Genomic DNA, 25,825 nt, shown 5'->3' on the forward strand with positions numbered 1-25,825 from the left:
CCTGATTGTCCAGTAAACTAACTACAATGAACTTGTACCTAGAGCCTGCTGAGTCTCGCCGCCTTGCCGCACTTTGTGGCCCTTTTGATGACAACATTAAACAGTTAGAACGTCGAATAGGGATTGAAATCAGCTATCGCGATAATCATTTTACTATTGTTGGCCAACCTCAAGCTTGTTTAACTGCAAACAACCTACTTAAAGATTTGTATGTCGAAACGCAACCTGTAAAAGGAAGCACACCAGACTTGGAGCCTGAGCAGGTTCATATCGCAATTCAAGAAGCAGTATCTGTTGAAGCTTATGACAGCACTGGCGATAAAGAGTTGTTTATTAAAACACGTCGTGGTGTTGTTAAACCTCGAAACCCAAATCAACGTCAATACGTCGCAAATATTGTCCGTCATGACATTACGTTTGGTGTCGGCCCTGCTGGTACAGGTAAAACCTATCTTGCTGTTGCAGCAGCCGTTGATGCTTTAGAACGCCAAGAAGTTCGTAGAATCTTATTAACTCGCCCTGCTGTCGAAGCTGGAGAAAAGCTTGGGTTCCTGCCCGGTGATTTAAGCCAGAAAGTCGATCCATATTTACGTCCACTCTATGATGCTTTATTTGAAATGCTTGGTTTTGAAAAAGTAGAACGCTTGATGGAAAAGAACGTCATCGAAGTTGCACCACTTGCCTATATGCGTGGTCGAACGTTAAATGATGCCTTTATTATTCTTGATGAAAGCCAAAATACCACAGTAGAACAGATGAAAATGTTCTTAACCCGAATTGGTTTTAACTCTCGTGCGGTTATCACTGGTGACGTGACTCAAATCGATTTACCGAAAAGTACAAAATCGGGCTTACGCCACGCCATAGAAGTGTTGAGTAAAGTTGACGAAATCAGTATTAACTTTTTTGCTTCACACGATGTTGTACGACACCCTGTTGTCGCAAGAGTCGTCGAAGCCTATGAAGAACACGACATGCAAGTTCAAGCTGCAAAAGCTCGACGTGAACAAGCGATAAAGAAAGCTCAAGAGGGCAATACTGATGAAGCTTGATTTAGATTTACAAGTTGCATCTGAAGCATCTGATTTGCCCTCTCAGTCAGACTTTGAACTTTGGGCGTCAACAGCCCTCAAAGATCATAGAGACACGGTAGAATTAACGATTCGTATCGTTGAGAATGATGAGAGCCAAGAGTTGAACTCTGCCTACCGTGGAAAAGACAAACCAACAAATGTATTGTCTTTTCCATTTGAGGCGCCTCCTGGCATTGAATTACCACTTTTAGGTGATTTAGTCATTGCTGCAGACGTTGTTGCTGCTGAGGCTATACAGCAAAATAAAACCTTGAAAGCCCACTGGGCTCATATGGTTGTACATGGCTGTTTGCATCTGCTAGGGTATGACCATATTGAAGATAGCGAAGCCGAAGAAATGGAATCGCTAGAAACCCAATTAATTGAAAGTTTAGGATTTGAAAATCCATATAAGGAGCAATAATTAACTATCTCTAAATCCATTAGAGTTATGTTAAGCGAAAAACTATGAGTGACGACATCCCCCCGAGTAGCAGCGCCCATAAGAAAGGCTGGTTTGATAAAGTAACCCAGATGTTTCAGGGCGAGCCTCAAAATAGAGAAGAATTAGTAGAAGTCATTGATGACGCAGAACAACGCGATTTAATCACTGAAGATACCCGTGAAATGATCAAGGGTGTTTTAGAAGTATCCGATCTTAGAGTTCGAGATATCATGATCCCGCGAGTTCAAATTGTTACCTTAAATATTGATGACTCAATTGAAGCACTTCTCAATACAGTCATTACTTCCGCCCATTCACGTTTCCCAGTTATCAACGACGACAAAGACCATATAGAAGGTATTTTGTTAGCAAAAGATCTATTGAAATTCGGTTTTAATCAAAACGATGAGCCATTTTCAATTGATAAAGTAATTCGTCCAGCAGTTGTTGTTCCTGAAAGTAAACGTGTTGATATTCTCCTAAAAGAATTCCGCAGCGAACGTTATCATATGGCCATTGTTGTCGATGAATACGGCGGAGTTTCTGGCCTCGTCACCATTGAAGACATCCTTGAAGAAATTGTGGGTGAGATTCAAGACGAATTCGATCACGAGAGTGAAGAAGAACTTGAAATCCGCCGTGTAAACAATACGGTATATTTAGTCAAGGCACTCACTGCAATTGAAGATTTCAACGAAGAATTTAATACTAAATTCAGTGATGAAGAATTTGATACCGTTGGTGGATTAGTTTCTCATGCGTTTGGTCATCTACCTGAGCGAGATGAAGAAATTACCATTCAAGGGGTTGAATTTAAAGTCACCAACGCAGATACTCGCAGACTAATTCAATTACGAGTGAAATTGCCCGAAGAGCATGTCTAACATTTTTAGAACTGAATCTGAAAACGGCCACAAGTTTATGCACTTAGTGGCCGCTTTTTTAGCTGGTGCCAGCTGCACGTTATCCTTTGCGCCTTATAACATTTGGATAATCCTTCCTTTTGCCTTTGCATTTTCACTCTGGCAATCAAAGTCTTTTTCGGCCAAATCGAGTTTTAAGTACTGGCTTAGCTTTGGCTTTGGCTATTTTGCTGTGGGGATCAGTTGGGTTCATGTAAGCATGTCTGAATACGGTGGCATTCCACTGATTGCTTCGATATTCTTAACGTCACTGCTAGCCTTATATTTAGCAATTTTTCCAGCCCTCGCAGGCTATTTAACCCAAAAGCTTGCAGCGAAACAAACGTCTGTGTTTAAAACCTTACTGCTTTTCCCTGCACTATGGACAACTTTTGAATGGTTACGTGGGCTTGGTGCTTATGGCTTTCCTTGGCTTTGGGCTGGTTACTCTCAAACTGAAGGACCACTTTCACAGTTAGCGCCAAGTATCGGCGCCCTCGGTCTTAGCTTTACATTAATATTGGTGGCAGCTTGTATTGCCTTATTATTTCAAAGAAAACTGATACCGCTTGCTGTCACTTTGCCAATCGTTGCTCTACTCACTTGGTTCTCACCATCACTGTCGAATATTCATGAAGATGGCAAATCATTTAAACTAGCCATGGTGCAAGGCAACATTGCACAAAGCACTAAATGGCGCCCTGACGCACTTTGGCCAACCATGATTAAGTACATGGATTTAACCAGAGATAACTTCGATGCTGATGTGATTATTTGGCCTGAAGCAGCGGTTCCTGCGCCACAATTAGACCCAAATGTTACTCAGTTCTTAGCGACGGCAAATGAAGCTGCAACGTTGAATAACAGCGCAATTATTACGGGTATTATTGGCCTAAAGGACCGTGAATTTTTCAATCAAATGATTGTGCTTGGAAACAGTGAACATAAGAAACAAACACATGGTGATTATGTTGCGCATGGCACAAACCAATACAAAAAACATCATCTTTTACCAATTGGTGAATTTGTACCTCTGCAGAGCATACTGAGACCCATTGCACCTTTATTTAACCTACCAATGTCATCTTTTAGTCGTGGTGATTATGTCCAACCAGATTTAACAGCTTTAGGTTACCACTTCACGACAGCAATCTGTTTCGAAATTGCATTTCCTGAGCAAGTGAGAGCAAACTTAAAAGCTAACAGTGATGTGTTACTTACTGTATCTAATGATGCTTGGTTCGGTACCTCAATCGGCCCACTACAACATATGCAAATCGCCCAAATGCGAGCGTTAGAATTAGGTCGACCACTCGTTAGAGCCACCAATAATGGTGTAACAGCCGTGGTAAATGAACACGGAAAGATTACTGAAAAGTTGCCACAGTTTGAAACTGGGGTTTTAAGGGCAAAAATAAAGCTCGTAAAGGGTGAAACTTTATTTTATCGATTTGGACAATGGCCTGTTTTGGTATTTTGTGGTTTGTTGATTTTCATTGGTATTCTAAGAAAATTAATCAGGTAGTAAATTAGTCTAATTGACAATATTCATTATTTAACTAAAAGTAGAACACAGAATTAACCGAAATGGATGTGTATGAAAAAAAGGATTTTTATACCGCTGATTTCTATCTCCATTTTTATAGTTGTTTTATCTTTATATAAAGATAAAGAAGTCGAGCTAAATCGTGTAACCAAGGCAGTTTCAAATAAGCTTTTTGAAACCTCAAAAAGCTTATTCCCCCCCTCAACAAACATTCAAGCCATTGAAACACATGCACCTCCTCTTCTGTCAGACAAAGATGATAATGAGTGTTCTGCGAATGCTAAGGTTGTCTGCGCTCAAACTAATAGTGTTAGAAAACAAAATCAAACCACTTACTGTTTAGAAGAAACAGAATTAGGCCATTGCGCTATCTTCACTCTTAGCCCAAACTTCGAACAAATTTTTTACGATGAAACAACCAATGCAACGCTTTTGAAGCCGATGATTGCACTGTTATCTGCTGAAAATTTCCATGAAGTAATGTTAAACATGCATTCTTTGAATACCAATAACGATATTGTCACTTTAGAGAACAAGCTCAATGAAACCCTTCAATCAGTTATTGAATGTGGAGCAGCAGTAGATGCCCAACCTGTGAGATGTGGTAACTATTTATGTGCAGTAGATTTGGGTGATGTAACAACTGAAACTTCTGAATTAATCCTCTCATTACTTCACAGTGCAGACTCTAGACTAGGCAATATATTTACGAGCGGTAGTAAAATTATATTTAGCCTCGATAAAAGCCAAAGCGTTGTTGCGTATTCAGCAAAATAAACCCTAAAACTTAATACGAGCTTACAGCATTTCATACTTTTCCGTTCAAGCAAAACAAACCTGTTAGACTCTGTTTTTATTAACATTCAGAGTATTTAGTGTGAGCAGTCATACCCCTAATTACCCACTAAGTCAGGAAGAGTTAGTAGAAAACTTTCAAGACATAAAGCCCGCTTTATCCAACTATCAAGCAAAAATCGAAGCCAATCGTTGCTTGTATTGTGAAGATGCACCTTGCATTTCAGCTTGTCCGACAAAAATCAATATACCTTCTTTTATCCAACGAATAGCTGATGGTAATTCAAACGGGGCTGCGATAACCATTCTTAATTCTAATATCCTTGGTGGCAGCTGCGCTCGAGTGTGTCCAACTGAAATTTTATGTGAAGGTGCCTGCGTACGAAATCACGCTCCTGAATTATCCCCAATAAAAATTGGTAAGTTGCAAAGATATGCGGTTGATCAATTAACCCCACAGCCTCACCCTTTTAGTCGGAGTAAATCGACAAATAAGCAAGTTGCAATCATTGGCGCTGGCCCTGCTGGCTTAGCTTGTGCACACCAGCTCGCTCAATTTGGTCATCACATTACCGTATTTGATAAGCACCCCAAAGGTGCTGGCCTGAATGAGTATGGCATTGCCAAATACAAACTCGTTGATGACTATGCCCAAAAAGAACTCGAGTTTATTTTGGATATCGGTGGCATTGAATTAAAAACAGGTTTCCAGCTAGGTAAAAACATTCAACTAAATGAACTTAGGCAACAGTTTGATGCTGTATTTTTAGGTATTGGCCTCTCCGAAGGGAACCGCCTCAACATTGAAAATGAAAACAGTGGAGGTGTGTTCGACAGTCTCAATTTCATTTCAGAGTTAAGGCAGGCCGAAGAGTTAACCCAGCTTCAAGTCGGTAGCAATATTGTTGTGGTTGGCGCAGGAAATACTGCAATTGATGTAGCCTGCCAAACGAAACGATTGGGTGCTAAAAACGTCACACTCGTATACCGCAAGGGCACAGCACAAATGTCTGCAACATCAAAAGAGCTGGCTTTCGCTAAACAAAACGGTGTAAGAATAGTTACTTGGGCTCAGCCACACGAGCTTCACATTGAAAACAACCACGTTAAAGCCATTGAATTCGAAACTACCGAACTTGATGAAAAGGGTAAACTCAAAGGAACGAACTCTTACTTCAAAATCCAAACAGATGCAGTCTATAAAGCGATTGGTCAATCGTTTGATGATGCATGTTTCCATGGCAATCAATTCCCTCGAATAGAGCATGGAAAAATCTATGTTGATGACAACTTAAAAACGTCACTTAACGATGTTTGGGCTGGGGGAGATTGCATTAATCTCGGCAACGATTTAACCGTCCAGGCGGTAGCTCAGGGTAAACAAGCAGCAATTTCAATCCATGAATCACTGATGGCTAACCTAGGAGGCTAATACAATGGCTGATTTAACCAATAACTTCTTAGGTATTAACTCTCCAAACCCTTTTTGGCTGGCCTCAGCGCCACCAACGGACAAAGCTTATAACGTGTACCGTGCATTTGAAGCTGGCTGGGGGGGCGTTGTATGGAAAACCCTTGGTGAAGATCCAGAGCCTGTTAATGTAAGCTCTCGTTATTCAGCTCATAGAAGCAGGTCAGGCGAAATCCTGGGGATCAACAATATTGAGTTGATCAGTGACAGACCATTGCAAATCAATCTTGATGAAATAAAACAGACTAAAATTGATTGGCCAAACAGAGCGGTTGTCACTTCATTGATGGTGCCGTGCGAAGAAAAAAGCTGGCAAGACATTTTAAGAAAAGTTGAAGATACCGGCACCGATGGTATCGAATTAAACTTTGGCTGCCCACATGGTATGCCAGAGCGTGGAATGGGCGCTGCAGTAGGTCAAGTACCTGAGTACGTTGAAATGGTGACATCATGGTGTAAAAAACACTGCGATATGCCAGTAATTGTAAAGCTAACGCCTAACATTACGAATATTTTATTGTCAGCTACGGCAGCCAATAACGGTGGTGCTGACGCCGTTTCACTCATTAATACCATTAATTCAATCACACAAATCGATCTTGATAATATGACAGGAGCCCCTACCGTCGGCGGTCAATTTACCAGTGGTGGATACTGCGGTTCTGCGGTCAAACCCATTGCGTTAAATATGGTTGGGCAGATATCAAGAAACACTGAAACAGCCAAGCTCCCAATATCCGGCATTGGTGGTGTTACCACCTGGAAAGACGCCGCTGAGTTTATTGCACTTGGTGCAGGTAATGTTCAAGTGTGTACTGCAGCCATGCTCTATGGATTTAAAATTGTTGAAGACTTATGTGATGGTTTGTCAAATTGGATGGATTCGAAAGGCTATAAAACAACTGAGGACTTTCGTGGTAAAGCAGTGCCTCAACTAACAGACTGGAAATATTTAGATCTCAATTACAAAATTATCGCTGATATTAGTCAAGATGCTTGTATCGAATGCGGCCGTTGCTATGCAGCTTGTGAAGATACCGCCCATCAAGCCATTTCAATGACAAATCACTCAGATGGAAGCCGGAGATTCTCTGTCATTGAAAAAGAATGCGTAGGTTGTAATTTGTGCCAAATTACATGTCCTGTCGAAGGTTGCATCACTATGGTAAAACAAGATACAGGTAAATATTATTTAAACTGGACTCAACATCCTAAAAACCCGTTTAAGTAACAAAGTGGTGTATTTCTATAAGATAAAGAATAAATGAAACGGTCAAAAATGACGTTATAGTGCCAATAATAACTGTACTGACCGATTCTTCAATCAGCACATTATATTTTTGAGCGAAGAGCGGCCCTAAAACGGCTGAAGGTAAAGCGCATAATAAAATAATTTCTACAGCGAACTTTTCAGGTACATTAAATAGCAACACAAATAGAGTTGCTATCATTGGATGCAGGATATTCTTAAAAAAAATATTGTTCCAAACTATCCTGTTTAAAGTCACTTTATAGCTAGAAACAATCACCCCTAATGTAAACAAAGAGACACCCGCAGTGGTGTTGCCAATCAACTCTAGTGGCTTTTGTACAATATCAGGTACATCTATTCCCGTTACAGCAAAAATAGCCCCTAGGATAGGAGCAACAACCAAGGGTTTAGATAAAATATGCTTTACATGCTCGCCAATTTTAATTGAGCTATTAGGGTTATTCGCTGCAATTAAGGTAATGGTAATCGGAATTATCAAGACGCTCATAATGATATTACCAATCGCAACACTGATAATACTTTGCGCTCCCATAACAGCTGCAAGTAAAGGGATTCCGATAAAAGCCATATCGGGAAGAGAACACAGGAATGCACTTTGAGTACTTTGTCGAGAAGACAAATTAAACCAACTACGCACGGTAAAAAAGCTCAAACAATAAAGTCCTAACAAGCTGCAGGTAAAAGCTAAAACAACTTTAATATTGAGCAATATTGATACATCGCTTTTGGCAGTTACAAGAAAAAGCAAGAGTGGAGATGAGAAATTAATGACAAAACTAGCAAAGCTGTCCCTATGCTCTCGGTTGATTATATTAAATCGACCTGCAAACCAACCGAGCAATATGATAATAGCTAGAGGAATCGTAGCTTCAATAGTCGTATAAAACATTTTTACTCAATCTGAAAAGTATTATGTTTATTGATAGTCGAAAACAATGATTTTCTCTAGCTTAAAGCCGAAAATTACGGATTCAACGATTCCCGACTAAATTCCTCACCATCACATTCAGGGCAACTTGAAATTTCAGATGCAAATTCCACTTTCGTTTCATGACCACACCCATTGCACACCATCCTTCCCTGACTAACAATCTCGCCAGCCTGGTAGAAACCATGATGTTTAAACTCATTAGCAAGTTCATGCCACTCGACTTGGCTCCTGTCAGAAATCTCGCCTAACCAATGCCACAACGTACTTTCAAACGCTAAGACTGTAGGACTTGCTGCGAGATTTTTATCATTTTGTTGATTGAGAAACGTAGCGATATCTCGTTTAAGAAAGTCTTCGACGAGGTTGAGCTCTTGTTCATCGGCATCCGCTTTCAGCGTAAGAAACTGCTTACCTTGAGCTACCGATTGATAAAGATCTTTAGCGGTTAATGAATTGTCCTTTTCGTACTCAGCTTTTACTTGTGATATTAAGTCTTGGTAAAGCTCCAGTAATGCATTGCTTCTTTTGCTCATACTCGTTACTCCACATTCAAATGATTCATCAAGAAAACACGAATTTATAGTTCAAGCGTAGCCTCTTATAGTTTATCCTATGCCTATTTCCTAGACCTATCTAGGGTCTAGATCAAATTTACAGCTTTCGCCGGAAGAAATCATTGATGCAAGAGCAATATAATCATTTAGAAATCGAAGCTAACGTGCAACAGCACTGGGCTGACAAAAAAACCTTTGAAGTCACTGAAGATGCAAACAAAGAGAAGTTCTATTGCTTATCTATGTTTCCTTACCCATCAGGCCGACTGCACATGGGGCACGTACGTAACTACACCATTGGTGATGTAGTTGCTCGCTATCAACGCCTACAAGGTAAAAATGTTCTGCAACCTATTGGTTGGGACTCTTTCGGTCTGCCCGCTGAAAACGCTGCGATCAACAATAAAACAGCTCCAGCACCTTGGACTTATGAAAACATCGACTACATGAAAAACCAGCTAAAAATGTTGGGTTTTGGTTACGATTGGAGTCGTGAAATTGCAACTTGTACGCCAGAATACTACCGCTGGGAACAATGGTTCTTTACTAAGCTTTACGAAAAAGGTTTAGTTTATAAGAAAACGGCTTCTGTAAACTGGTGTCCTAATGACCAAACGGTACTTGCAAACGAGCAGGTTCAAGATGGTTGCTGCTGGCGTTGTGACACACCAGTTGAGCAAAAAGATATTCCGCAGTGGTTCATTAAAATCACTGCTTATGCTGAAGAACTATTGAATGATTTAGATAATCTTCCAGATTGGCCAGATCAAGTTAAAGCTATGCAGCGTAACTGGATTGGCCGCAGTGAAGGTGTTGAAATCACATTTGATGTTGCTGACAGTGATGAGTCTTTTGACGTTTATACCACTCGTCCAGACACATTAATGGGCGTAACTTACGTTGCGATTGCAGCGGGTCATCCACTTGCTGAAGCAGCAGCAAAAGATAACGCTGAGTTAACCGCATTTATCGAAGAGTGTAAAAACTCATCTACCTCTGAAGCCGATATTGCGACTATCGAAAAGAAAGGCGTATTCACCGGTATTTATGCGACTCACCCTATCACTGGCGATCAAGTTCCAGTATGGGCCGCAAACTTTGTACTGATGAACTACGGTACAGGCGCAGTGATGTCAGTACCCGCTCACGATCAACGCGATTATGAGTTTGCTGGCAAGTATGACTTACCACTAAAAGGCGTAATTAAGCCCGCTGAAGGTGAGTTAGATATTTCTGAAGTCGCTTACACTGAAAAAGGTGATTTGTTTAATTCAGGCGAATTTGACGGTTTAGATTTCGAGAAAGCATTTGATGCGATTGCCAGTAAGTTAGAAGCAGTAAACAAAGGTCAGCGTAAAGTTAACTTCCGTTTACGTGACTGGGGTGTTTCTCGTCAGCGTTATTGGGGTGCACCAATCCCAATGGCCACGCTAGAAGATGGCACAGTAATGCCAATTCCAGAAGAGCAATTACCACTGACGCTTCCTGAAGATGTGGTAATGGACGGTGTTCAAAGTCCAATTAAAGCCAACACTGACTGGGCGAAATTGACCATCAATGGTCAAAGTGCAATGGCTGAAACCGATACCTTTGATACCTTTATGGAATCAAGCTGGTACTACGCTCGTTATTGCTCACCGCACGCTGACCAAATGCTTGATCCGGCTAAAGCGAATTACTGGTTGCCAGTTGACCAATACATCGGTGGTATTGAACACGCTTGTATGCATCTGCTTTATTTCCGCTTCTTTCACAAGCTACTGCGTGATGCAGGCCTTGTAGACTCTAGCGAACCAGCGAAGCAATTGCTTACTCAAGGTATGGTATTAGCAGATGCTTACTACTACACCAACGAGAAAGGCGCTCGCGTTTGGGTATCGCCACAAGATGTTGCGGAGCTAGAAAAAGACGACAAAGGTCGTGTGACCAAAGCTATCGATAAAGACGGAAACGAGCTGGTTTATACTGGCATGAGCAAGATGTCTAAATCGAAAAATAATGGTATTGACCCACAAGTCATGGTAGAAAAATACGGTGCTGATACCGTACGTCTATTTATGATGTTTGCTTCACCACCTGAGTTAACGCTTGAGTGGCAAGAGTCTGGTGTTGAAGGTGCGCACCGCTTCTTAAAACGTTTATGGAAACTGGCCTCTGATCATACAGCAGCTGGTGACACACCGGCAGTTGATAAGTCGGCACTTAATGCTGACCAAAAGAACTTACGCCGTGAATTGCATAAAACGATTCAGAAAGTAAGCGATGATATTGGTCGTCGTCAGATGTTCAACACAGCGATTGCTTCAGTTATGGAACTGATGAACCACCTGACAAAAGCTAAGAAAGAATCTGAGCAAGACAGAGCGATCATCGGTGAAGCACTTTTAGCGATTACTCGATTGTTGTACCCAATCACACCTCATATGAGCTTCCAGTTATGGCAAGAGCTGGGCAATGAAGGTGCAATTGAAGACAGTCGTTGGCCAGAAGTTGATGAATCAGCCTTGGTTGAAGACAGCAAATTGATCATCGTTCAAGTAAACGGTAAGTTACGCGCTAAGATTACCGTAGCAGCTGATGCGTCGAAAGAAGATGTTGAAGCACTTGGCTTAGCCGATGAAAACGTGATGAAGTTCACTGATGAAAAAACGGTTCGTAAAGTGATTTATGTTCCGGGTAAGCTTCTAAATATCGTTGCTAATTAACAAGGAAACCGAATACGTATGCTAATCAAACGCATCGTTTTGGCCCTAATGGCACTGAGCATTATGCTCAGTGCTGGTTGCGGCTTTAAATTACAAAGTAGTTACTCAATACCCGCTGATTTCAGAAACATGAACTTGACCAGTCAGGATCAATACTCTGAACTTACCCGCTTGGTTAAAGAAAGGCTGCGCTTCAACAACATTACGATTGTTGATGATTTAAAAGCCGCACCCAGATTGAATTTATTGAAAGACAGTCTTGAACGCTCCACCCTCTCGCTTTATCCGACAGGTAACGTGGCTGAGTATGAGCTTATTTATCATGTTAGGTTTACTATTGCCTTTCCTGAAAAAGAAGCGGTTCCTTATGACGTAGTTATTCGTCGCGATTATCAAGATGATCCACGTACTGCATTGGCAAAAAGCCGAGAAATGGATTTATTGGTTAAAGAAATGCGTCAGCAGGCTGCGGATAAAATCATACAAACCATTGCGTCTGTTGAATAGGAATTTAGCCCATGAAGCTATTTCCTGATCAGCTCTTTAAGCACCTCACACCTGTCAGGCAATGCTACTTATTGTTTGGTGATGATCCGTGGCTGATCGACAGCAGCAAACAACAAGTACTAAAAGCTGCTCGTGAGCAAGGCTTTGAAGAACGTATTCAATTACATCAAGAAACAGGTTTTAATTGGACTGAGTTATTGAGTGAGTGGCAAGCCATGAGCTTATTTGCCAGTAAGCGAATCATTGAGCTGACCCTGCCTAACTCAAAGCCTGGTACTGAAGGCGCAGCTATGTTGAAAGAGCTGCTTACTCAACCTAATCCTGATATTTTGTTTATTGTATTAGGCACTAAAGTCACAGCAGAACAAACCAACAGTAAATGGTTCAAAAACCTTGATAGTCATGGTATTTATTTACCTTGCAACACACCTGAAGGTCCTCAATTCCAACGTTGGCTGGATGACCGCATCAAGTTTTTCGGTTTGCATCTACAGCCCGACGCAAGAGCAATGCTCGTAACGCTTTATGAAGGTAATTTGTTGGCGGCGGATCAAGCGTTGCAGTTATTGCAATTGCTATCACCAAAGAAACCAATAACTGTTGAAGAGCTTAACGCCTACTTTGATGACCAATCTCGCTTTAATGTCTTTCAACTCGCCGATGCACTGTTGGCCAATAAAAAGAATAAAACCATTCATATTTTGTCTCAACTAAAAGCAGAGGATACGGCTTTGACCATTATTTTGTGGTCATTGTTTAAAGAACTCAATGTGCTTTCTAAGCTTAAGCGTGCTCAACAAAATCGTGAAAACTTAAGTCCGCTGTGGAGCAAATTTAGAATTTGGGATAAACGTAAGCCACTTTATCAAGATGCGTTAAACCGCCTCAGCTTATCTCAGATTGAACATATGCAGGCAATGACCTCTCAGATTGAATTGAACCTTAAACAACAAGGTATTGAGGACTGGACATCCCTCAGTCACCTATGTTTGTTGTTTGATCCTGTTGCCCATGATTCGCTGTCACATATTGAGCTATGAAGAATAGCGAAGTGAAGCGTATCGGTATTTTAGGTGGGACATTTGATCCCATTCACTTTGGACATATACGGCCTGCTTTACAAGTTCAACAAGCCCTAGAACTCGATAAAATCTGGTTGATGCCGAACCATATCCCACCACATAAAAATCGTGACATTACAACAACAGAGCATCGTTTGAATATGGTGAAATTAGTTTGTGATGAATACGCTGATTTTGAACTGTGCGATATTGAAATTAAACGCGATACACCAAGTTATACAGTTACTACACTCGAAGAGTTGACCAAATTACATCCAGACATTCAATTTACCTTTCTAATGGGCATGGATTCATTATTATCATTGAACAAATGGTATCAATGGCAAAAACTATTCGATTTATGTGATATTGCAGTAATTCACCGCCCTGGCTATCAATTGCCAACAACCTGCGAAATGGCACCAATTTACCAAAAACATTTGTCTTCAATATTTAACGCTCAACAAGTTAAAAAAGGACGAATCTTTGATATTGAAATTCAGCCGCAGGATGTGTCTTCTACTGAGCTTCGCAATACAATTTCCAACAAAAAATTGCCTGACTCGATTATAAGTTACATTTATCAGAATAAGCTGTATCGCTAAAATTGCTATTCTGATACCAATCCAATAATTCTCTAAAGTGATCATTTACACAGTCTGGATGAGCCAGCATGCCTACATGATCATAATCTTGCTTATTTCCCTGCTTTTTGCCAAGAAGGGTAAACTTAGAGTCCTTAGCACCTAGTTCATCAAGGCTATTTTTTACATCACTTGGGTTGCCTAATATAGGATCGTTTTGACCAGCAAAAAACCAACATGGTGGTAAATTAGCTACCGAAATCTGAGCTTGATAGTCAAAACCATCCATAGGATCTACCCAGTCTTTACTCAACCATGGAATTTGGTTTTTTATTGAAAGCTCGCTTTCATTGTCCATTCCAATTCCATAACGATCGGCCGCTAAATACCCCTGTTTCTTGATCATTAATAAAGAAATATGTTTCCAAAATATATCAATGACCCAGATTTTTTTCAGAGATTTAGCACGAAGCAGCCTCTTAGTACCAAAACCCACCAGCGTTTTTACTTGTTTTTGAATATCAGGGAAGCGGAGCAAAGCAGCAGACATTAATACTCCGCCCCAAGAGTGGCCTACCCAATTAACTTTTGTCGTACTAGGGTGCTCAGATAAAATGAACTGTTGCACTTGTGGAATAACATCAACAATGATTTCAGTTTGCGAAGGGTTCACCCCTCGAGATAATTTAGGCTCGCTCAAACCTCGCCCCGGCATATCAATGATGTAAGACGTGAATCCATGCATGGCAAGGAAACACGCAATTCCCTTACCTGAATCCGAGTAAAAAACTTTTCCGTTAGATAATGTGCCATGAAGCATCATCAGAGGCGTATTATGACTTTCTTGTGAAGGCGATATTCTTCTTACATGCAGTTTACCCATTTTATAAGGTAGAAATATCGAATCTTGCTGAATTTCATTATTCACGTTTCACATTCCACTGTAGAGTTTTTACTCAACCACATTGCCAATTTCACATTCAGTTATCAAGTTTTAAAACTATTAAGCATCTCTTTTTATAACTGACATCTATTACTCCATGAAGAATAACCTTTGAATGATATTTCAATGATCAAAATAATTAGCTTCAAAATTTGTCCGTTTGTGCAGCGTGTAACTGCAGAACTTGAAACTGAAAATGTTGCCCATGAAATCGAGTTCATAAGTTTAAAAGATAAACTAATATGGTTTCTTTATGTATTACTCAATGGACAAGTTCCAGTTTTGATTACAGAAAACCAGTTACCATTATTGGAACCCAACTCCATCATTGAATACATAGAAAATGAATATGGTGAGAAGCAAACATTTCGAATGAGCAACGAGCTTTGGATAGAGCTTAGAGTTACCTCGCCAGTATGAACTACCTTGCTCAGTGCAGTATTATGCGAAGTAAAGATGAGCTAACGTTTATCGAACGTCTATCCAAACTTCGTTCAACTTTTGAAAAGTAGAGCAACCATTAGACTCAAGTCAAAAGCTCTTTAAGTCTAATGAGTTATCCAATGTTGATATCGCTTAGTTACCCTAACTTCACAGAACAAGCATAGTACAGCAGCGTGTTGGTTATGGCTTGCTCGATAATTTTCCAAAATGAAAGCGTGGCAGACGAATTTATTGGCTTTACCTTTCGTGAGTAAAACGGTTTACCATGATTTTGAAACACTATTCAGTAATTTCTATTTTACTGATACGTTTTTAGCTCAATACGAAAGTGAGAAAATAAATTCAAATTGCTGTGGCGTGTCTTTATGCTGCTAACATAATAAATTAGCCGCGACTAAAACGTGGCTTTTTCACCTTCATTCAGAATATAAAGCTTAACCTTTGAATTTAACGCTTTCTGCATATGCAACAATCTCAACAAAGGACCGTAAGACGATCGATCCCCCATTTGCCAGCTGTACTTTCCATACCCCCAAGGCACCATAACTTTACAATTCAACTCTTCAGCAGCAGCAAGTGCATCTTCTGGCGTTAAATGAACATAACGATACCAGTTGCCATTTTTGGGGTGATGATAAGATGCTATCGGCATCAGGCATACATCCATATCACCATATCTTTTTTGAATATCTTTAAAGTGATCAGAATAGCCTGTATCACCAGCAAAAAAGAGTTTCTTACCTTGGTTTTCAATAACCCAACCTCCCCATAAAGAAGTATCACGATCTTCATAAATATAAGGAACCAAAATTCGGTCGCTGAAATGATTAGCCGGAACAAAGTTAATACTGGTTTCACTTAATTGAGTAGAAGAAAACCATGCCATTTCATTGATTTTGTAGTCATCATTTTCAAAGTGATCTGCGAACCCTAATGGCACCAAATATTGAATATCACGACTCATATCATCGATGTCAGATTTATTGAAATGATCGTAATGGGTGTGGGAATACATGATTGCGTCCACATCATTAAGCTCAGTATCCGAAAGCCAAGATTCTGGCTCGTTACGATACTTACCCCCGAATGCCCAAAGTGCAAAACCTACTGGCCAATCAAACTGTTGAGTGACAGGATCAAATAATAAACTTGTGCCACCTTCAGTCTTAATATGAAAACTTGCATGACCAAGCCAATGAACATCAAACCCTGTATTAGTATTTGGCGCTATCTGTTGCCCAACAAACTGACAGTTTTCTTCTTTTAATGCGCACTGGAGTTTCTCTGAATCTGGGTAACAATCTTGCTCACACGTGTAAGGATAAACACGATCTTTTAATTTTTGTACCGGATACAAATTAGAAAAACGCTTCTTCGCTTTTTCATTATTTTTATCTATGTCTCGATACTTAATAATTGAATCACTATCAACGATTCGTTGTACTTGATTGGTATTCGTACACCCCATGACAGTAATAAGAAACAGCAAACTGACTAAAAATCGCATTTTATTTATATCCATATCTCTTTTAAGTAATTCTATTGTTTTAATGACATAGCTTCTATCACGAAGATGTTAGCGAGTGTTTCTGTCAAAGATAAAGCTTCATCTTGTTGCAAATATAAAAGCGTTCATGATATAAAACCAACCACCAATCGGTTTTAAACCGTTTTTGAAAGAAACAGAGGATTAAATGCAATTAGGCGATCTTGAAAAACAAGTGTTGCATTACCTGTGGCAGTACAAGCCAGCTGATGCTAAGCAAGTGTTTGCTTACTTTGAAAGTAAACGTGGTGGTACATTGAATACAATCCAAAGTACTTTAGACCGTTTATTTAAGAAAGGGTTACTTACTCGTCATAAAGTCAGTTATGCATGGCAGTATGAGCCAAAAATCGAAAAGCATCAATTGATTGCACAACTCATAAAATCGGTAACCAGTGACTTTGTCAATGATGAAGAGAATAGCTTGGTTGCAGCCTTTTCATCGATTTCACAAGAGTTAAATGAAGATCAATTGTTGAAGCTAGAAAGCTTAATTGAAAAGCAAAAACGTAAACTGCAACAAGAGAAGTAACTATGTTTCAAGGTGATATTGCAATTTGGCTAAACATTTTCACCATTGCGATTATCAGCTTTGGGTTAGTAAACCTTGTGGTGTCCACCATTTTTGTTTTTCTGCAACACAGATTGTTCAGTATTGCACCTAAGAATCGCCGTTTAATCTTATGGTTAATCGCATTAGCGCCTTGGGGGACTGCGTTATCTGTTTTTGCAGATGTTTCTGTCGCTATGCTCCAGAACCAAGATATGGCAGGCTCGTTTATCAGCCATTGGCATCACGTTGACAACTTTTACTTTGCCAGTTGGCACGGCGCTCTACTGATCTGTTGGTTTGCAGCTGCCAGTTATATAGTGTTTTCTAAATCGTTTTCTTTGCTTACACATCTAAAGCAAATGTCTACGCTCGATGCGCTTGCTAGTCACGCGTCAGATAACGTTTATCATTTGGAGTCTGACTCTGTCAGTGCATTTACCAGCGGGATGCTTACGCCGAAATGTTATATATCAAATGGTATGCTCAACGTAACCTCCGAAAGTGAGCAAGACATTATCGTTAAACACGAACAAGCTCATGCTATCAACCGAGACCCAATAAAGAAATGGATTTTCAGTGTGTTAGCAAGCTTCTTTATTACTTTTATTTCAATACGTTTAAAACTTCATATGTCATTAACCATGGAGCAAATGGCCGATGATAGTGTTGCAAAAGCAACCAATAAAAATACAGATATTGCCTCTACACTTGTCAAAATCACCCGTATTAACCAAAGCATCAATGCAAAGTTACAACAAGAGTGCATCACTAACTTTGGTGCTAACGTTTTGGAGCAACGCGTGCTTTTTTTACTAGGTCAATTAGAAAATAAGCCTGTAAGGAAATCTATTTCATTCACAATATTAGCGATTACTATCGTGTGCTGCCTGCTATCTATAGATAACATTCACCATTTAATAGAAATCATCTTTAAGCATTAAATCTCTTTTTAAAAACCTTTAAAACCGACTAACTCTCGGTTAAATGAATAGCAACACTAACAGAATAAAACCGACTCACTATCGGTTTAAAAACTTAACAAACAAACCGATGACAGATCGGTTTTTAATGCGGAGTATCATTGAGATGATCCAATACAATCACTTATTACCCAGTCGATGGCGTCGCCTCAGTGTTTTGCCCGTCATGACAATCGCCTCTTTCTGTTTCTCTGGCTTTAGCCAAGCAACAACATTGAACTTAACCCAAGCGATTAAGTTAACGCTTTCTAACAGTCCTGAACTGCAAACATACGCTTATCGTGCTGACGCTGCTAAAGGCATGGTTGAACAAGCTGCTATCGGTACTTCTAAAAAAATCGATATTTCTGTAGAAGATGCCTTTGGCACAGGTCAATTGTCTGGCATCAAAAGTGCACAAACTAATATTCAATTGTCTTGGCTACTTGAGCAGCCAGTCCTTGATTCAAGAGTCAGTGTTGCTAAAAGCAAAACCAACATCAATCAACTTGAGAAGGATACTAATGCGGTAAAAGTTGCGACTGAAACTGCAAAATTATTTATTCAAGCACTATCGCTTAAAGAACAAATGAAACTGGCAACACTTTCTGAACAAAAAGCTCGTCAAGCATATGAGCAGATCAGCTTACTCGTTAAACGTGGAAAATTAAGCGCAATCGATGCACTACGTGCGAAAGCCAACCTCTCAAAAAAATCGCTATTGGTTGAAGATATCGAACACGAAATCTTAGTCGCGAAGAACTATTTAGCTGCGCAATGGGGTGGTAATGCTGATTTCGTTTTAACGGGTAACTTGTTGACGATTCCGCCTGTAGCCAACTCGGCAGCATTAGAAAACCGATTACTGAAAACACCCAGCTATAAATTGTACAGCGTTAAACAAACTATCGCCGGTCGTGAAATTCAGCTGGCCAAAATTAGCGCTAATCCGTCATGGGAAGTAAAAACTGGTATTCGCCGCAATGAAGTACTTGACGACTATGCTGTCACGGCTGGCATCAGCATTCCTTGGGGTAGTGCTGACCGCAACAACGGAAAAATTGCGTCGTTAAAAGCAGATCAATTAAGTCAACGTTCATTAGCCAACGCTTGGTTGATCAAGACAAAAGCTCAAATTTTTCAAGTTAATGTGCAATACAAACACTTTGAGCACGTTATTTCTGCACTCAATAACACCACAATTCCAGCGCTGGTTAAAGCAAATAAAGAGGCACAAAAAACGTTTCAGCAAGGTCGTTTTAGCTATAGCGACTGGTATCTGATTCAACAAGAGCTTATCGACACACAATTTGAGCTTATCGATGCTTATACCAATGTTCATCTAAACCAAATTCAGCTAGAGCAGTTAACTGCTTCTTTTATAAATTGAGGCGAGTGAGAAAATTATGAAATTAAAACCTATATTAGCAGCCATACTGGTCAGTCATTTACCTATTGTAGGTAATGTATTTATTACCCCTTCTTTTGCTGTTTCAGCCGAGAAACCAGTCGAAGAAGTTGAAAAAGGGCCTAATCGTGGTCGTATGTTACGTGATGGCGATTTTGCGATTGAACTGGCTATTTTTGAAAACGGTGTACCACCAGAGTTTCGTGTATTTACGACTCAATCAGGCAAACCGATCCCAGCTAAGGACGTAAAAGTAAACGTAAAACTTACTCGTTTAGGCAATGCCATCGACGATATCAACTTCAAAGCCGAAGGCGGTTATGCTCGTGGCGATATGGTGATTTACGAGCCGCACTCTTTCAAAGTTAACCTAACAGCTACATATCAAGGCAAACAGCATCAATGGTCATACGATAACTATGAAGGTCGTATTGAGATTAAAGATGACGTCGCCAATGAAATGGGGGTAACCATCGAAAAAGTTGGTCCGCAAACGCTGCATAAAATTGTTGATGTTTACGGTACATTGAAACCAGCACCTAACGCAGTACGTGATATCAGCGCACGCTTCCCAGGTGAAGTAAAAGGCTTATACGTTACTTTAGGTGATAGAGTCGCTAAAGGTCAGAAGCTGATGACCATAGTCAGTAATGATAGCTTGCAACCTTATACTTTATTTGCCCCAATCAGCGGTATTGTCACCCAGCAAAATGTGAATGCAGGTGAACAAAGCGGTGACATGAGTCTGCTAGAGCTGACTGACACCAGAAAGCTGATCGCAGAGCTTAATGTATTCCCACAAGATCAAAACTTGGTAAAACCACACCAGTCTGTTGCGATTAAAGCCGTTCAAACTGGTGTGAAATACCAAACTGTCATCAAAGATAGCCTCTACCAGCTCACACCAGAGCAAGCGAAAGTATTCCGTGCTGAAGTTGATAACTCAAACGGCCAACTCAATGCTGGCCAATTTATCAGTGCAAAAATTGAAACGGCCTCATTTAACGTGCCGTTAGCGGTAAAAAAAGTAGCACTACAGGGCTTTAGAGATTTCACCGTCGTCTTCACCAAAGTGGCCGAACAATACGAGGTACGTATGCTTGAGCTTGGCCGTGAATCAGGCCCTTGGGTTGAAGTATTAGGTGGCATTAAAGCAGGCGCTAATTATGCCGTTGGCAACAGCTACCTTATCAAAGCCGATATTGACAAGTCTGGTGCATCGCACGATCACTAAGGAAGCCGTATGTTAGATAAAATATTAAGATTTTCCATTCAGCGAAGTAAGCTGATTATGGTAATAGTGCTAGCCGTTGCCGCACTGGGAATATGGAACTTTAGTAAGCTTCCTATTGATGCCGTACCTGACATCACTAACGTTCAGGTGGTGATAAATACTGAGGCAGCTGGCTATACGCCACTAGAAGTAGAGCAACGCATTACTTACCCGTTAGAAACCACATTGGCAGGGTTACCTGGGTTAGTTAATACTCGTTCCGTTTCTCGCTATGGTTTATCGCAAGTGGTTGCGATTTTCAGTGACGATACCGATATTTATTTCGCTCGTCAGCTAATAAACCAAAAACTGGCAAGTGCGAAAAATGAATTACCACAAGGCCTACAGCCTGAAATGGGGCCGATTGCTACAGGTCTTGGTGAAATATTTATGTTCACTGTCGACGCCAAAAAAGGGGCTAAAAATCCTGATGGCAGTGAGATAACCCCTACGCAGTTACGTACCGTTCACGATTGGATCATTCGACCGCAACTAATGCAAGTTCAAGGTGTGGTTGAAGTAAATCCAATCGGTGGCTTTAAGCGTGAAATCTTAATTGCATTTAATCCTGAAAAACTGTTGGCTTATGGCCTATCGCAGCAAGATGTAATAAAAGCCGTCGGCACTCACAACCAAAACCGCGGCGCAGGCTTTATTGAGTACAGTGGTGCTCAGTATCTGGTTCGTATTCCAGGACAAGCAAAAGATTTAGCTCAACTTGCTGATATTCCTGTAATCAGTAAACCAGGTCGAGTTATCCGCATTAGTGACGTTGCCGAGGTAAAAGAAGGCAAAGAGCTTAGAAGCGGCGCTGCCACTCAAAACGGCCACGAAGTTGTGATGAGTACCGTGTTCATGCTGATTGGCGAGAACAGTCAGAAAGTGGCGAAAGCCGTGGGTGACCGCCTGCAAGAGATCAATAAAAGTTTACCGAAAGGCATTGAAGCAACCGCGGTTTATGACAGAACCAAACTCGTTAATAAAACCCTAAAAACGGTTGAAACTAACCTGCTTGAAGGTGCCATTTTAGTTATGGTTATCTTGTTCTTATTGCTGGGTAACGTTCGTGCCGCATTATTAACGGCTGCGGTAATTCCGTTTGCTATGCTAATGACGATTACCGGTATGGTGCAAACCCGTGTCAGTGCAAACTTAATGAGCTTAGGTGCATTAGATTTCGGCTTACTGGTTGATGGGGCTATCATCATTGTTGAAAACTGTATTCGTAGGTTAAGCCAAGCATCGCAAACTGAGTCACTACCACTGAAAGAACGAATGGATTTAGTGTATCGTGCGACCAAGGAAGTGATTCGCCCTGCTCTATTTGGTGTATTCATAATTACTGCGGTATACCTGCCAATCTTCGCCCTAGAAGGTGTCGAAGGTAAGATGTTCCACCCGATGGCGATTACGGTTGTGATTGCACTGCTGAGTGCAATGCTACTGTCGGTCACCTTTGTTCCAGCAGCCATTGCCTTGCTGTTCAAAAAACCTGTGCAGGAAAAAGAAACGTTTATCCTTAAAGCCTCTTCAAAAGTCTATAAACCACTATTAGCCCTTGCGTTAAAAGCTCGTGTTGCAGTACTTATGGGGGCTGTAGGGCTGGTTGTGCTTGCAATTGTAATGGCAACCAGAATGGGAAGTGAGTTTGCACCAAATCTTGACGAAGGTGACATTGCGATGCATGCCTTGCGTATTCCAGGGACATCACTCTCGCAATCTATCAAAATGCAGGAAGCACTAGAAAAGCGCATTAGAGATTTACCTGAAGTTGAACGAGTGTTTACCAAGATTGGTACGCCCGACGTGGCAACAGATGCGATGCCACCAAGCGTTGCTGATGTCATTATTATTTTAAAGCCAAGAGAGCTGTGGCCAGATCCTAAAAAACTAAAGTCAAGCATCGTTGAGGAGCTTGAGGTACAAGTCAATCAAATTCCAGGAAGTCGCTACGAATTCTTGCAACCGATTCAAATGCGATTCAATGAATTACTAGCAGGAGTTCGCTCAGAACTAGCGATTAAGATCTTTGGTGACGATTTTGCAACGCTGCAAAAAGTCGGTAGTGAGATTGAAAAAGCCATTGCCAATGTTGAAGGGATCAGAGATGTTCAGCTTGAGCAGACAACAGGCTTACCAATTTTAACCGTTGTGCCGAAAGACAATGCACTTGCTTTATACGGGCTTTCAAAAGCGGAATTACAAGATCAAGTTGCCGTTGCCATTGGAGGCGAAAACATTGGTAAGTACTATCAAGGTGACCGTCGCTTTGATATTGTCGCCCGCCTTGATGAACCACTGCGCAGAGATATCGACAGCCTATCAAAACTACCGATCTTGCTCGATAACGGTAAATATTTACCGCTGTACGAAGTTGCTGATGTTAAAACTGTTTTAGGTGCTAACCAGATCAACCGTGAAAAAGGCAAACGTCGTATCGTAGTGACGGCTAACGTTCGTGGTCGTGATTTAGGGAGCTTCGTTGGCGATGTTAAAGCGTCTATTCAATCTAAAGTTGATGTGCCATCGGGTTATTGGGTTGAGTATGGTGGTACTTATCAAAAACTGCAATCGGCCTCTAAGCGCTTAAGCATTGTCGTACCTGTTACATTAGTTTTGATATTCGGTTTACTGCTTTTAGCTCTAGGCTCATTCAAAGATTCATTCATCATCTTTACCGGCGTGCCGTTAGCACTAACAGGCGGTATTTTTGCACTGCTTTTACGGGATATTCCGTTTTCGATTTCTGCGGCAGTTGGCTTCATCGCCCTTTCGGGAATTGCAATTCTAAATGGTCTTGTCATGGTGTCGTTCATCCGTGAATTACGTCGTGAAAAACTACCTTTAGATCTAGCAATCACTCAAGGGGCACTTACTCGATTACGCCCGGTAATTACCACTGCACTTGTTGCCTCACTCGGCTTCATTCCAATGGCATTAAATACTGGTATTGGCTCTGAAGTTCAACGTCCATTAGCCACAGTCGTCATTGGTGGTGTAATTTCATCAACCATTCTCACTTTATTTGTTCTGCCTGCGTTGTATCGCATTTTACATGGACGCTCAGCTAAAGAAGAACAAACATCATAGTTAATAAAAACTAATGTCATGCCTGCTATTGCAGGTATGACGTACGTTTCATAAATGAAGTAGTAAAACCAAGGAAAATTCATGCAAAGCAACACAAAGTGGTCGTATTTAAGCTACGTTTTGCTGGCACTATTTGCATTCGTTTCGTTTGAAACTTTTGCTCATGGTGTCGATGACAATACACGAGCTTTTTTACAAAACAATACTGGGGTGCAATTTATCCCGTTTATGTACATTGGTGCTAAACATATGGTAACGGGTTACGACCACTTACTGTTTTTGGTCGGTGTTCTATTCTTTCTGTTCAAAACAAAAGACGTATTGCTTTACGTCAGTATGTTCACTCTTGGCCATAGTTTGACCTTAATGGCTGGGGTGATGTTTAACATCGAATTTAACGCTTACATTATCGATGCGATCATCGGCTTGTCTGTCGTCTATAAAGGTTTTGATAACCTTGGTGGCTTTAAAAAGCTGCTTGGCTATCAACCTGCCCCAAAAAAAGCAGTACTGATCTTTGGTCTATTTCATGGTTTCGGGCTCGCCACTAAAATCCAAGAGTTTCAACTGCCAACGGATGGTCTGTTTACCAATATGATTGCTTTCAATATCGGAGTTGAGCTCGGTCAATTCTTAGCTCTGATGTTCATTCTACTGGCGATTAACTTATGGCGTCAGCACAAGAGCTATTTACAATTTGCAGCAGTAACCAACACAACATTAATGGCAGGAGGTTTTATGTTGATTGGCATGCAGGTAACCGGATTTTTCGTAAATTAAGTTTTAGAACATAATTAGATATAAGAGATTTTTTACAATGAATGCACACTTAAATACCAAATCACTAATCAAAGCAACATTGATTTCAATGTTCGTTGCTACTATCACTTTAGTGTTATTTATCTTACCTGCAGAATACAACATTGACCCAACAGGCATCGGCCAAAAACTTGGACTGACTGTTCTCAACCCAAAAGCAGAAACTAAAGCTGGATCAGCTCCAAAAGCAGCATCTGCTGCGGGTGAAGAGATTGTAACCCTAACCGTACCAGCAGGTCGTGGCATTGAGTACAAACTTGCCATGGCGCAATTCCAGAAAGTGAAATACGAATGGCTCACCGATGGTGCTGATGTTTATGTTGATCTTCACGGTGAACCACGTGGTGATACTACCGGTTATTTTGAAAGCTACACCATTGCGACCACACCAGACATGCAAGGTAGTTTTACAGCTCCATTTGCAGGCTCACACGGCTGGTATTTCAAAAATAAAACCAATAGCGATATTCACATTCAACTGACTTTCAGCGGCGACTATGTCATTGAAGGCTTGAAGTAATCACCACTTAAATTGAACTTAAAACACAATAAGGAAAACTCTATGCGCTTATTATCAATCATTGCTACAACAGCAGCACTTTTAATCGCTCAACCAAGCTTCGCTCACGGTGATGGGCACGGCAATCAACCACCCCTCTCTGCAAATGGTGCAGTTTCTGTAGCCGCTAAAGCTGCAAAAAAAATGAGTTTTAAAGATATGGGATTAGCTATCGGTAAGTTAGATAGTACTTGGGCGAAAGTAAGCTCTGAAAGCTTTAAAGTTGTCGAGCGTAATGCAATGGGTTACATCGTTGTTGCAATGAACGAAGCCAACAAGGAGACCTTAGTGTTTACGGTTTCGAAAGAAGGTCGCTTAGTTGATGTTGAAAGCCGCCAAAAATTTACTAAAAAACACGGCCACAGCCATTAATAAAATGTTCTC

At 40.7% G+C, this 25,825-nt stretch carries 24 protein-coding genes; 20 read left to right on the forward strand and 4 right to left on the reverse strand.

From position 1 onward, the window contains the following. Nucleotides 1–5 precede the first annotated feature (5 nt). The 7 genes from AC1EU2_RS03010 (at nucleotide 6) to preA (ending at nucleotide 7,463) form a co-directional block, all read left to right on the forward strand. A complete protein-coding gene (locus AC1EU2_RS03010; RefSeq protein ID WP_480296505.1) occupies nucleotides 6–1,052 on the forward strand; it encodes a PhoH family protein in 1,047 nt (348 codons plus the stop codon). Next, on the forward strand, nucleotides 1,042–1,497 hold the full coding sequence (gene ybeY, locus AC1EU2_RS03015; protein WP_480296506.1) for an rRNA maturation RNase YbeY: 456 nt from the start codon (nucleotides 1,042–1,044) through the stop codon (nucleotides 1,495–1,497). The genes AC1EU2_RS03010 and ybeY overlap by 11 nt, the downstream gene beginning before the upstream one ends. 44 nt (nucleotides 1,498–1,541) lie before the next feature. After that, complete coding sequence (gene corC / locus AC1EU2_RS03020; protein WP_480296507.1) at nucleotides 1,542–2,402, forward strand: CNNM family magnesium/cobalt transport protein CorC; 861 nt, start codon at nucleotides 1,542–1,544, stop codon at nucleotides 2,400–2,402. Next, nucleotides 2,395–3,945 carry an apolipoprotein N-acyltransferase gene (lnt, locus tag AC1EU2_RS03025; protein ID WP_480296508.1) on the forward strand — a complete coding sequence of 517 codons (1,551 nt, stop codon included), beginning with the start codon at nucleotides 2,395–2,397 and terminating at the stop codon, nucleotides 3,943–3,945. The genes corC and lnt overlap by 8 nt, the downstream gene beginning before the upstream one ends. 72 nt (nucleotides 3,946–4,017) lie before the next feature. After that, a complete protein-coding gene (locus tag AC1EU2_RS03030) occupies nucleotides 4,018–4,743 on the forward strand; it encodes a hypothetical protein (protein WP_480296509.1) in 726 nt (241 codons plus the stop codon). A gap of 100 nt (nucleotides 4,744–4,843) precedes the next feature. Further along, nucleotides 4,844–6,193, forward strand: coding sequence for an NAD(P)-dependent oxidoreductase (locus tag AC1EU2_RS03035; protein ID WP_480296510.1), 1,350 nt, complete (start codon nucleotides 4,844–4,846; stop codon nucleotides 6,191–6,193). A gap of 4 nt (nucleotides 6,194–6,197) precedes the next feature. Continuing rightward, the gene (gene preA / locus AC1EU2_RS03040) at nucleotides 6,198–7,463 is read left to right on the forward strand and encodes an NAD-dependent dihydropyrimidine dehydrogenase subunit PreA (RefSeq protein ID WP_480296511.1); all 1,266 of its coding nucleotides are present in this window, start codon (nucleotides 6,198–6,200) and stop codon (nucleotides 7,461–7,463) included. On the opposite strand, the gene AC1EU2_RS03045 is transcribed toward preA, so the two are convergent. Next, nucleotides 7,456–8,394, reverse strand: coding sequence for an AEC family transporter (locus AC1EU2_RS03045; protein ID WP_480296512.1), 939 nt, complete (start codon nucleotides 8,392–8,394; stop codon nucleotides 7,456–7,458). The genes preA and AC1EU2_RS03045 overlap by 8 nt on opposite strands. A 74-nt stretch (nucleotides 8,395–8,468) precedes the next feature. Continuing rightward, nucleotides 8,469–8,969, reverse strand: a complete 501-nt coding sequence (locus AC1EU2_RS03050; RefSeq protein WP_480296513.1) for a zinc ribbon-containing protein — start codon at nucleotides 8,967–8,969, stop codon at nucleotides 8,469–8,471. A 146-nt stretch (nucleotides 8,970–9,115) separates the two neighbouring features. Here AC1EU2_RS03050 and leuS point away from each other — a divergent pair, with 146 nt between their 5' ends. Genes leuS through nadD form a run of 4 tightly spaced genes read left to right on the forward strand, consistent with a single transcriptional unit; the run spans nucleotide 9,116 to nucleotide 13,868 of the window. After that, on the forward strand, nucleotides 9,116–11,695 hold the full coding sequence (gene leuS / locus AC1EU2_RS03055; RefSeq protein ID WP_480296514.1) for a leucine--tRNA ligase: 2,580 nt from the start codon (nucleotides 9,116–9,118) through the stop codon (nucleotides 11,693–11,695). A gap of 18 nt (nucleotides 11,696–11,713) precedes the next feature. After that, nucleotides 11,714–12,202 carry an LPS-assembly lipoprotein LptE gene (locus AC1EU2_RS03060; RefSeq protein WP_480296515.1) on the forward strand — a complete coding sequence of 163 codons (489 nt, stop codon included), beginning with the start codon at nucleotides 11,714–11,716 and terminating at the stop codon, nucleotides 12,200–12,202. A gap of 11 nt (nucleotides 12,203–12,213) precedes the next feature. Further along, nucleotides 12,214–13,242 carry a DNA polymerase III subunit delta gene (holA, locus tag AC1EU2_RS03065; RefSeq protein ID WP_480296516.1) on the forward strand — a complete coding sequence of 343 codons (1,029 nt, stop codon included), beginning with the start codon at nucleotides 12,214–12,216 and terminating at the stop codon, nucleotides 13,240–13,242. Continuing rightward, a complete protein-coding gene (gene nadD / locus AC1EU2_RS03070) occupies nucleotides 13,239–13,868 on the forward strand; it encodes a nicotinate (nicotinamide) nucleotide adenylyltransferase (protein WP_480296517.1) in 630 nt (209 codons plus the stop codon). Before holA ends, nadD begins: the two co-directional genes overlap by 4 nt. On the opposite strand, the gene AC1EU2_RS03075 is transcribed toward nadD, so the two are convergent. Then, nucleotides 13,831–14,775, reverse strand: coding sequence for an alpha/beta fold hydrolase (locus AC1EU2_RS03075; RefSeq protein WP_480296518.1), 945 nt, complete (start codon nucleotides 14,773–14,775; stop codon nucleotides 13,831–13,833). The two genes, nadD and AC1EU2_RS03075, sit on opposite strands and share 38 nt — an antisense overlap. Before the next feature lie 141 nt (nucleotides 14,776–14,916). Between AC1EU2_RS03075 and AC1EU2_RS03080 the strand changes: the two genes are divergently transcribed. Further along, a complete protein-coding gene (locus AC1EU2_RS03080) occupies nucleotides 14,917–15,210 on the forward strand; it encodes a glutathione S-transferase N-terminal domain-containing protein (RefSeq protein ID WP_480296519.1) in 294 nt (97 codons plus the stop codon). Nucleotides 15,211–15,628: 418 nt separating this feature from the next. Here the strand turns inward: AC1EU2_RS03080 and AC1EU2_RS03085 are convergent, their stop codons facing one another. Next, entirely contained in the window at nucleotides 15,629–16,756 is a 1,128-nt protein-coding gene (locus AC1EU2_RS03085) for an MBL fold metallo-hydrolase (RefSeq protein WP_480296520.1), read from the reverse strand. A 172-nt stretch (nucleotides 16,757–16,928) separates the two neighbouring features. Here AC1EU2_RS03085 and AC1EU2_RS03090 point away from each other — a divergent pair, with 172 nt between their 5' ends. The 8 genes from AC1EU2_RS03090 (at nucleotide 16,929) to AC1EU2_RS03125 (ending at nucleotide 25,813) form a co-directional block, all read left to right on the forward strand. After that, nucleotides 16,929–17,312 (forward strand): BlaI/MecI/CopY family transcriptional regulator, encoded by a 384-nt coding sequence (locus AC1EU2_RS03090; protein ID WP_480296521.1) that lies wholly within the window; start codon nucleotides 16,929–16,931, stop codon nucleotides 17,310–17,312. A 2-nt stretch (nucleotides 17,313–17,314) separates the two neighbouring features. Continuing rightward, nucleotides 17,315–18,274, forward strand: coding sequence for a M56 family metallopeptidase (locus AC1EU2_RS03095; protein WP_480296522.1), 960 nt, complete (start codon nucleotides 17,315–17,317; stop codon nucleotides 18,272–18,274). Between the two features lie 145 nt (nucleotides 18,275–18,419). After that, on the forward strand, nucleotides 18,420–19,682 hold the full coding sequence (locus AC1EU2_RS03100; protein ID WP_480296523.1) for a TolC family protein: 1,263 nt from the start codon (nucleotides 18,420–18,422) through the stop codon (nucleotides 19,680–19,682). Nucleotides 19,683–19,698: 16 nt separating this feature from the next. Next, complete coding sequence (locus tag AC1EU2_RS03105; RefSeq protein WP_480296524.1) at nucleotides 19,699–20,934, forward strand: efflux RND transporter periplasmic adaptor subunit; 1,236 nt, start codon at nucleotides 19,699–19,701, stop codon at nucleotides 20,932–20,934. Between the two features lie 9 nt (nucleotides 20,935–20,943). Then, nucleotides 20,944–24,063 (forward strand): efflux RND transporter permease subunit, encoded by a 3,120-nt coding sequence (locus AC1EU2_RS03110; RefSeq protein WP_480296525.1) that lies wholly within the window; start codon nucleotides 20,944–20,946, stop codon nucleotides 24,061–24,063. A gap of 81 nt (nucleotides 24,064–24,144) precedes the next feature. Then, complete coding sequence (locus tag AC1EU2_RS03115) at nucleotides 24,145–24,843, forward strand: HupE/UreJ family protein (RefSeq protein WP_480296526.1); 699 nt, start codon at nucleotides 24,145–24,147, stop codon at nucleotides 24,841–24,843. Between the two features lie 37 nt (nucleotides 24,844–24,880). Beyond that, complete coding sequence (locus tag AC1EU2_RS03120) at nucleotides 24,881–25,402, forward strand: hypothetical protein (RefSeq protein ID WP_480296527.1); 522 nt, start codon at nucleotides 24,881–24,883, stop codon at nucleotides 25,400–25,402. Nucleotides 25,403–25,444: 42 nt separating this feature from the next. Beyond that, complete coding sequence (locus AC1EU2_RS03125) at nucleotides 25,445–25,813, forward strand: DUF6488 family protein (protein WP_480296528.1); 369 nt, start codon at nucleotides 25,445–25,447, stop codon at nucleotides 25,811–25,813. Nucleotides 25,814–25,825: the final 12 nt, after the last annotated feature.

The organism is Parashewanella sp. 2304DJ23-3 (assembly GCF_056591695.1).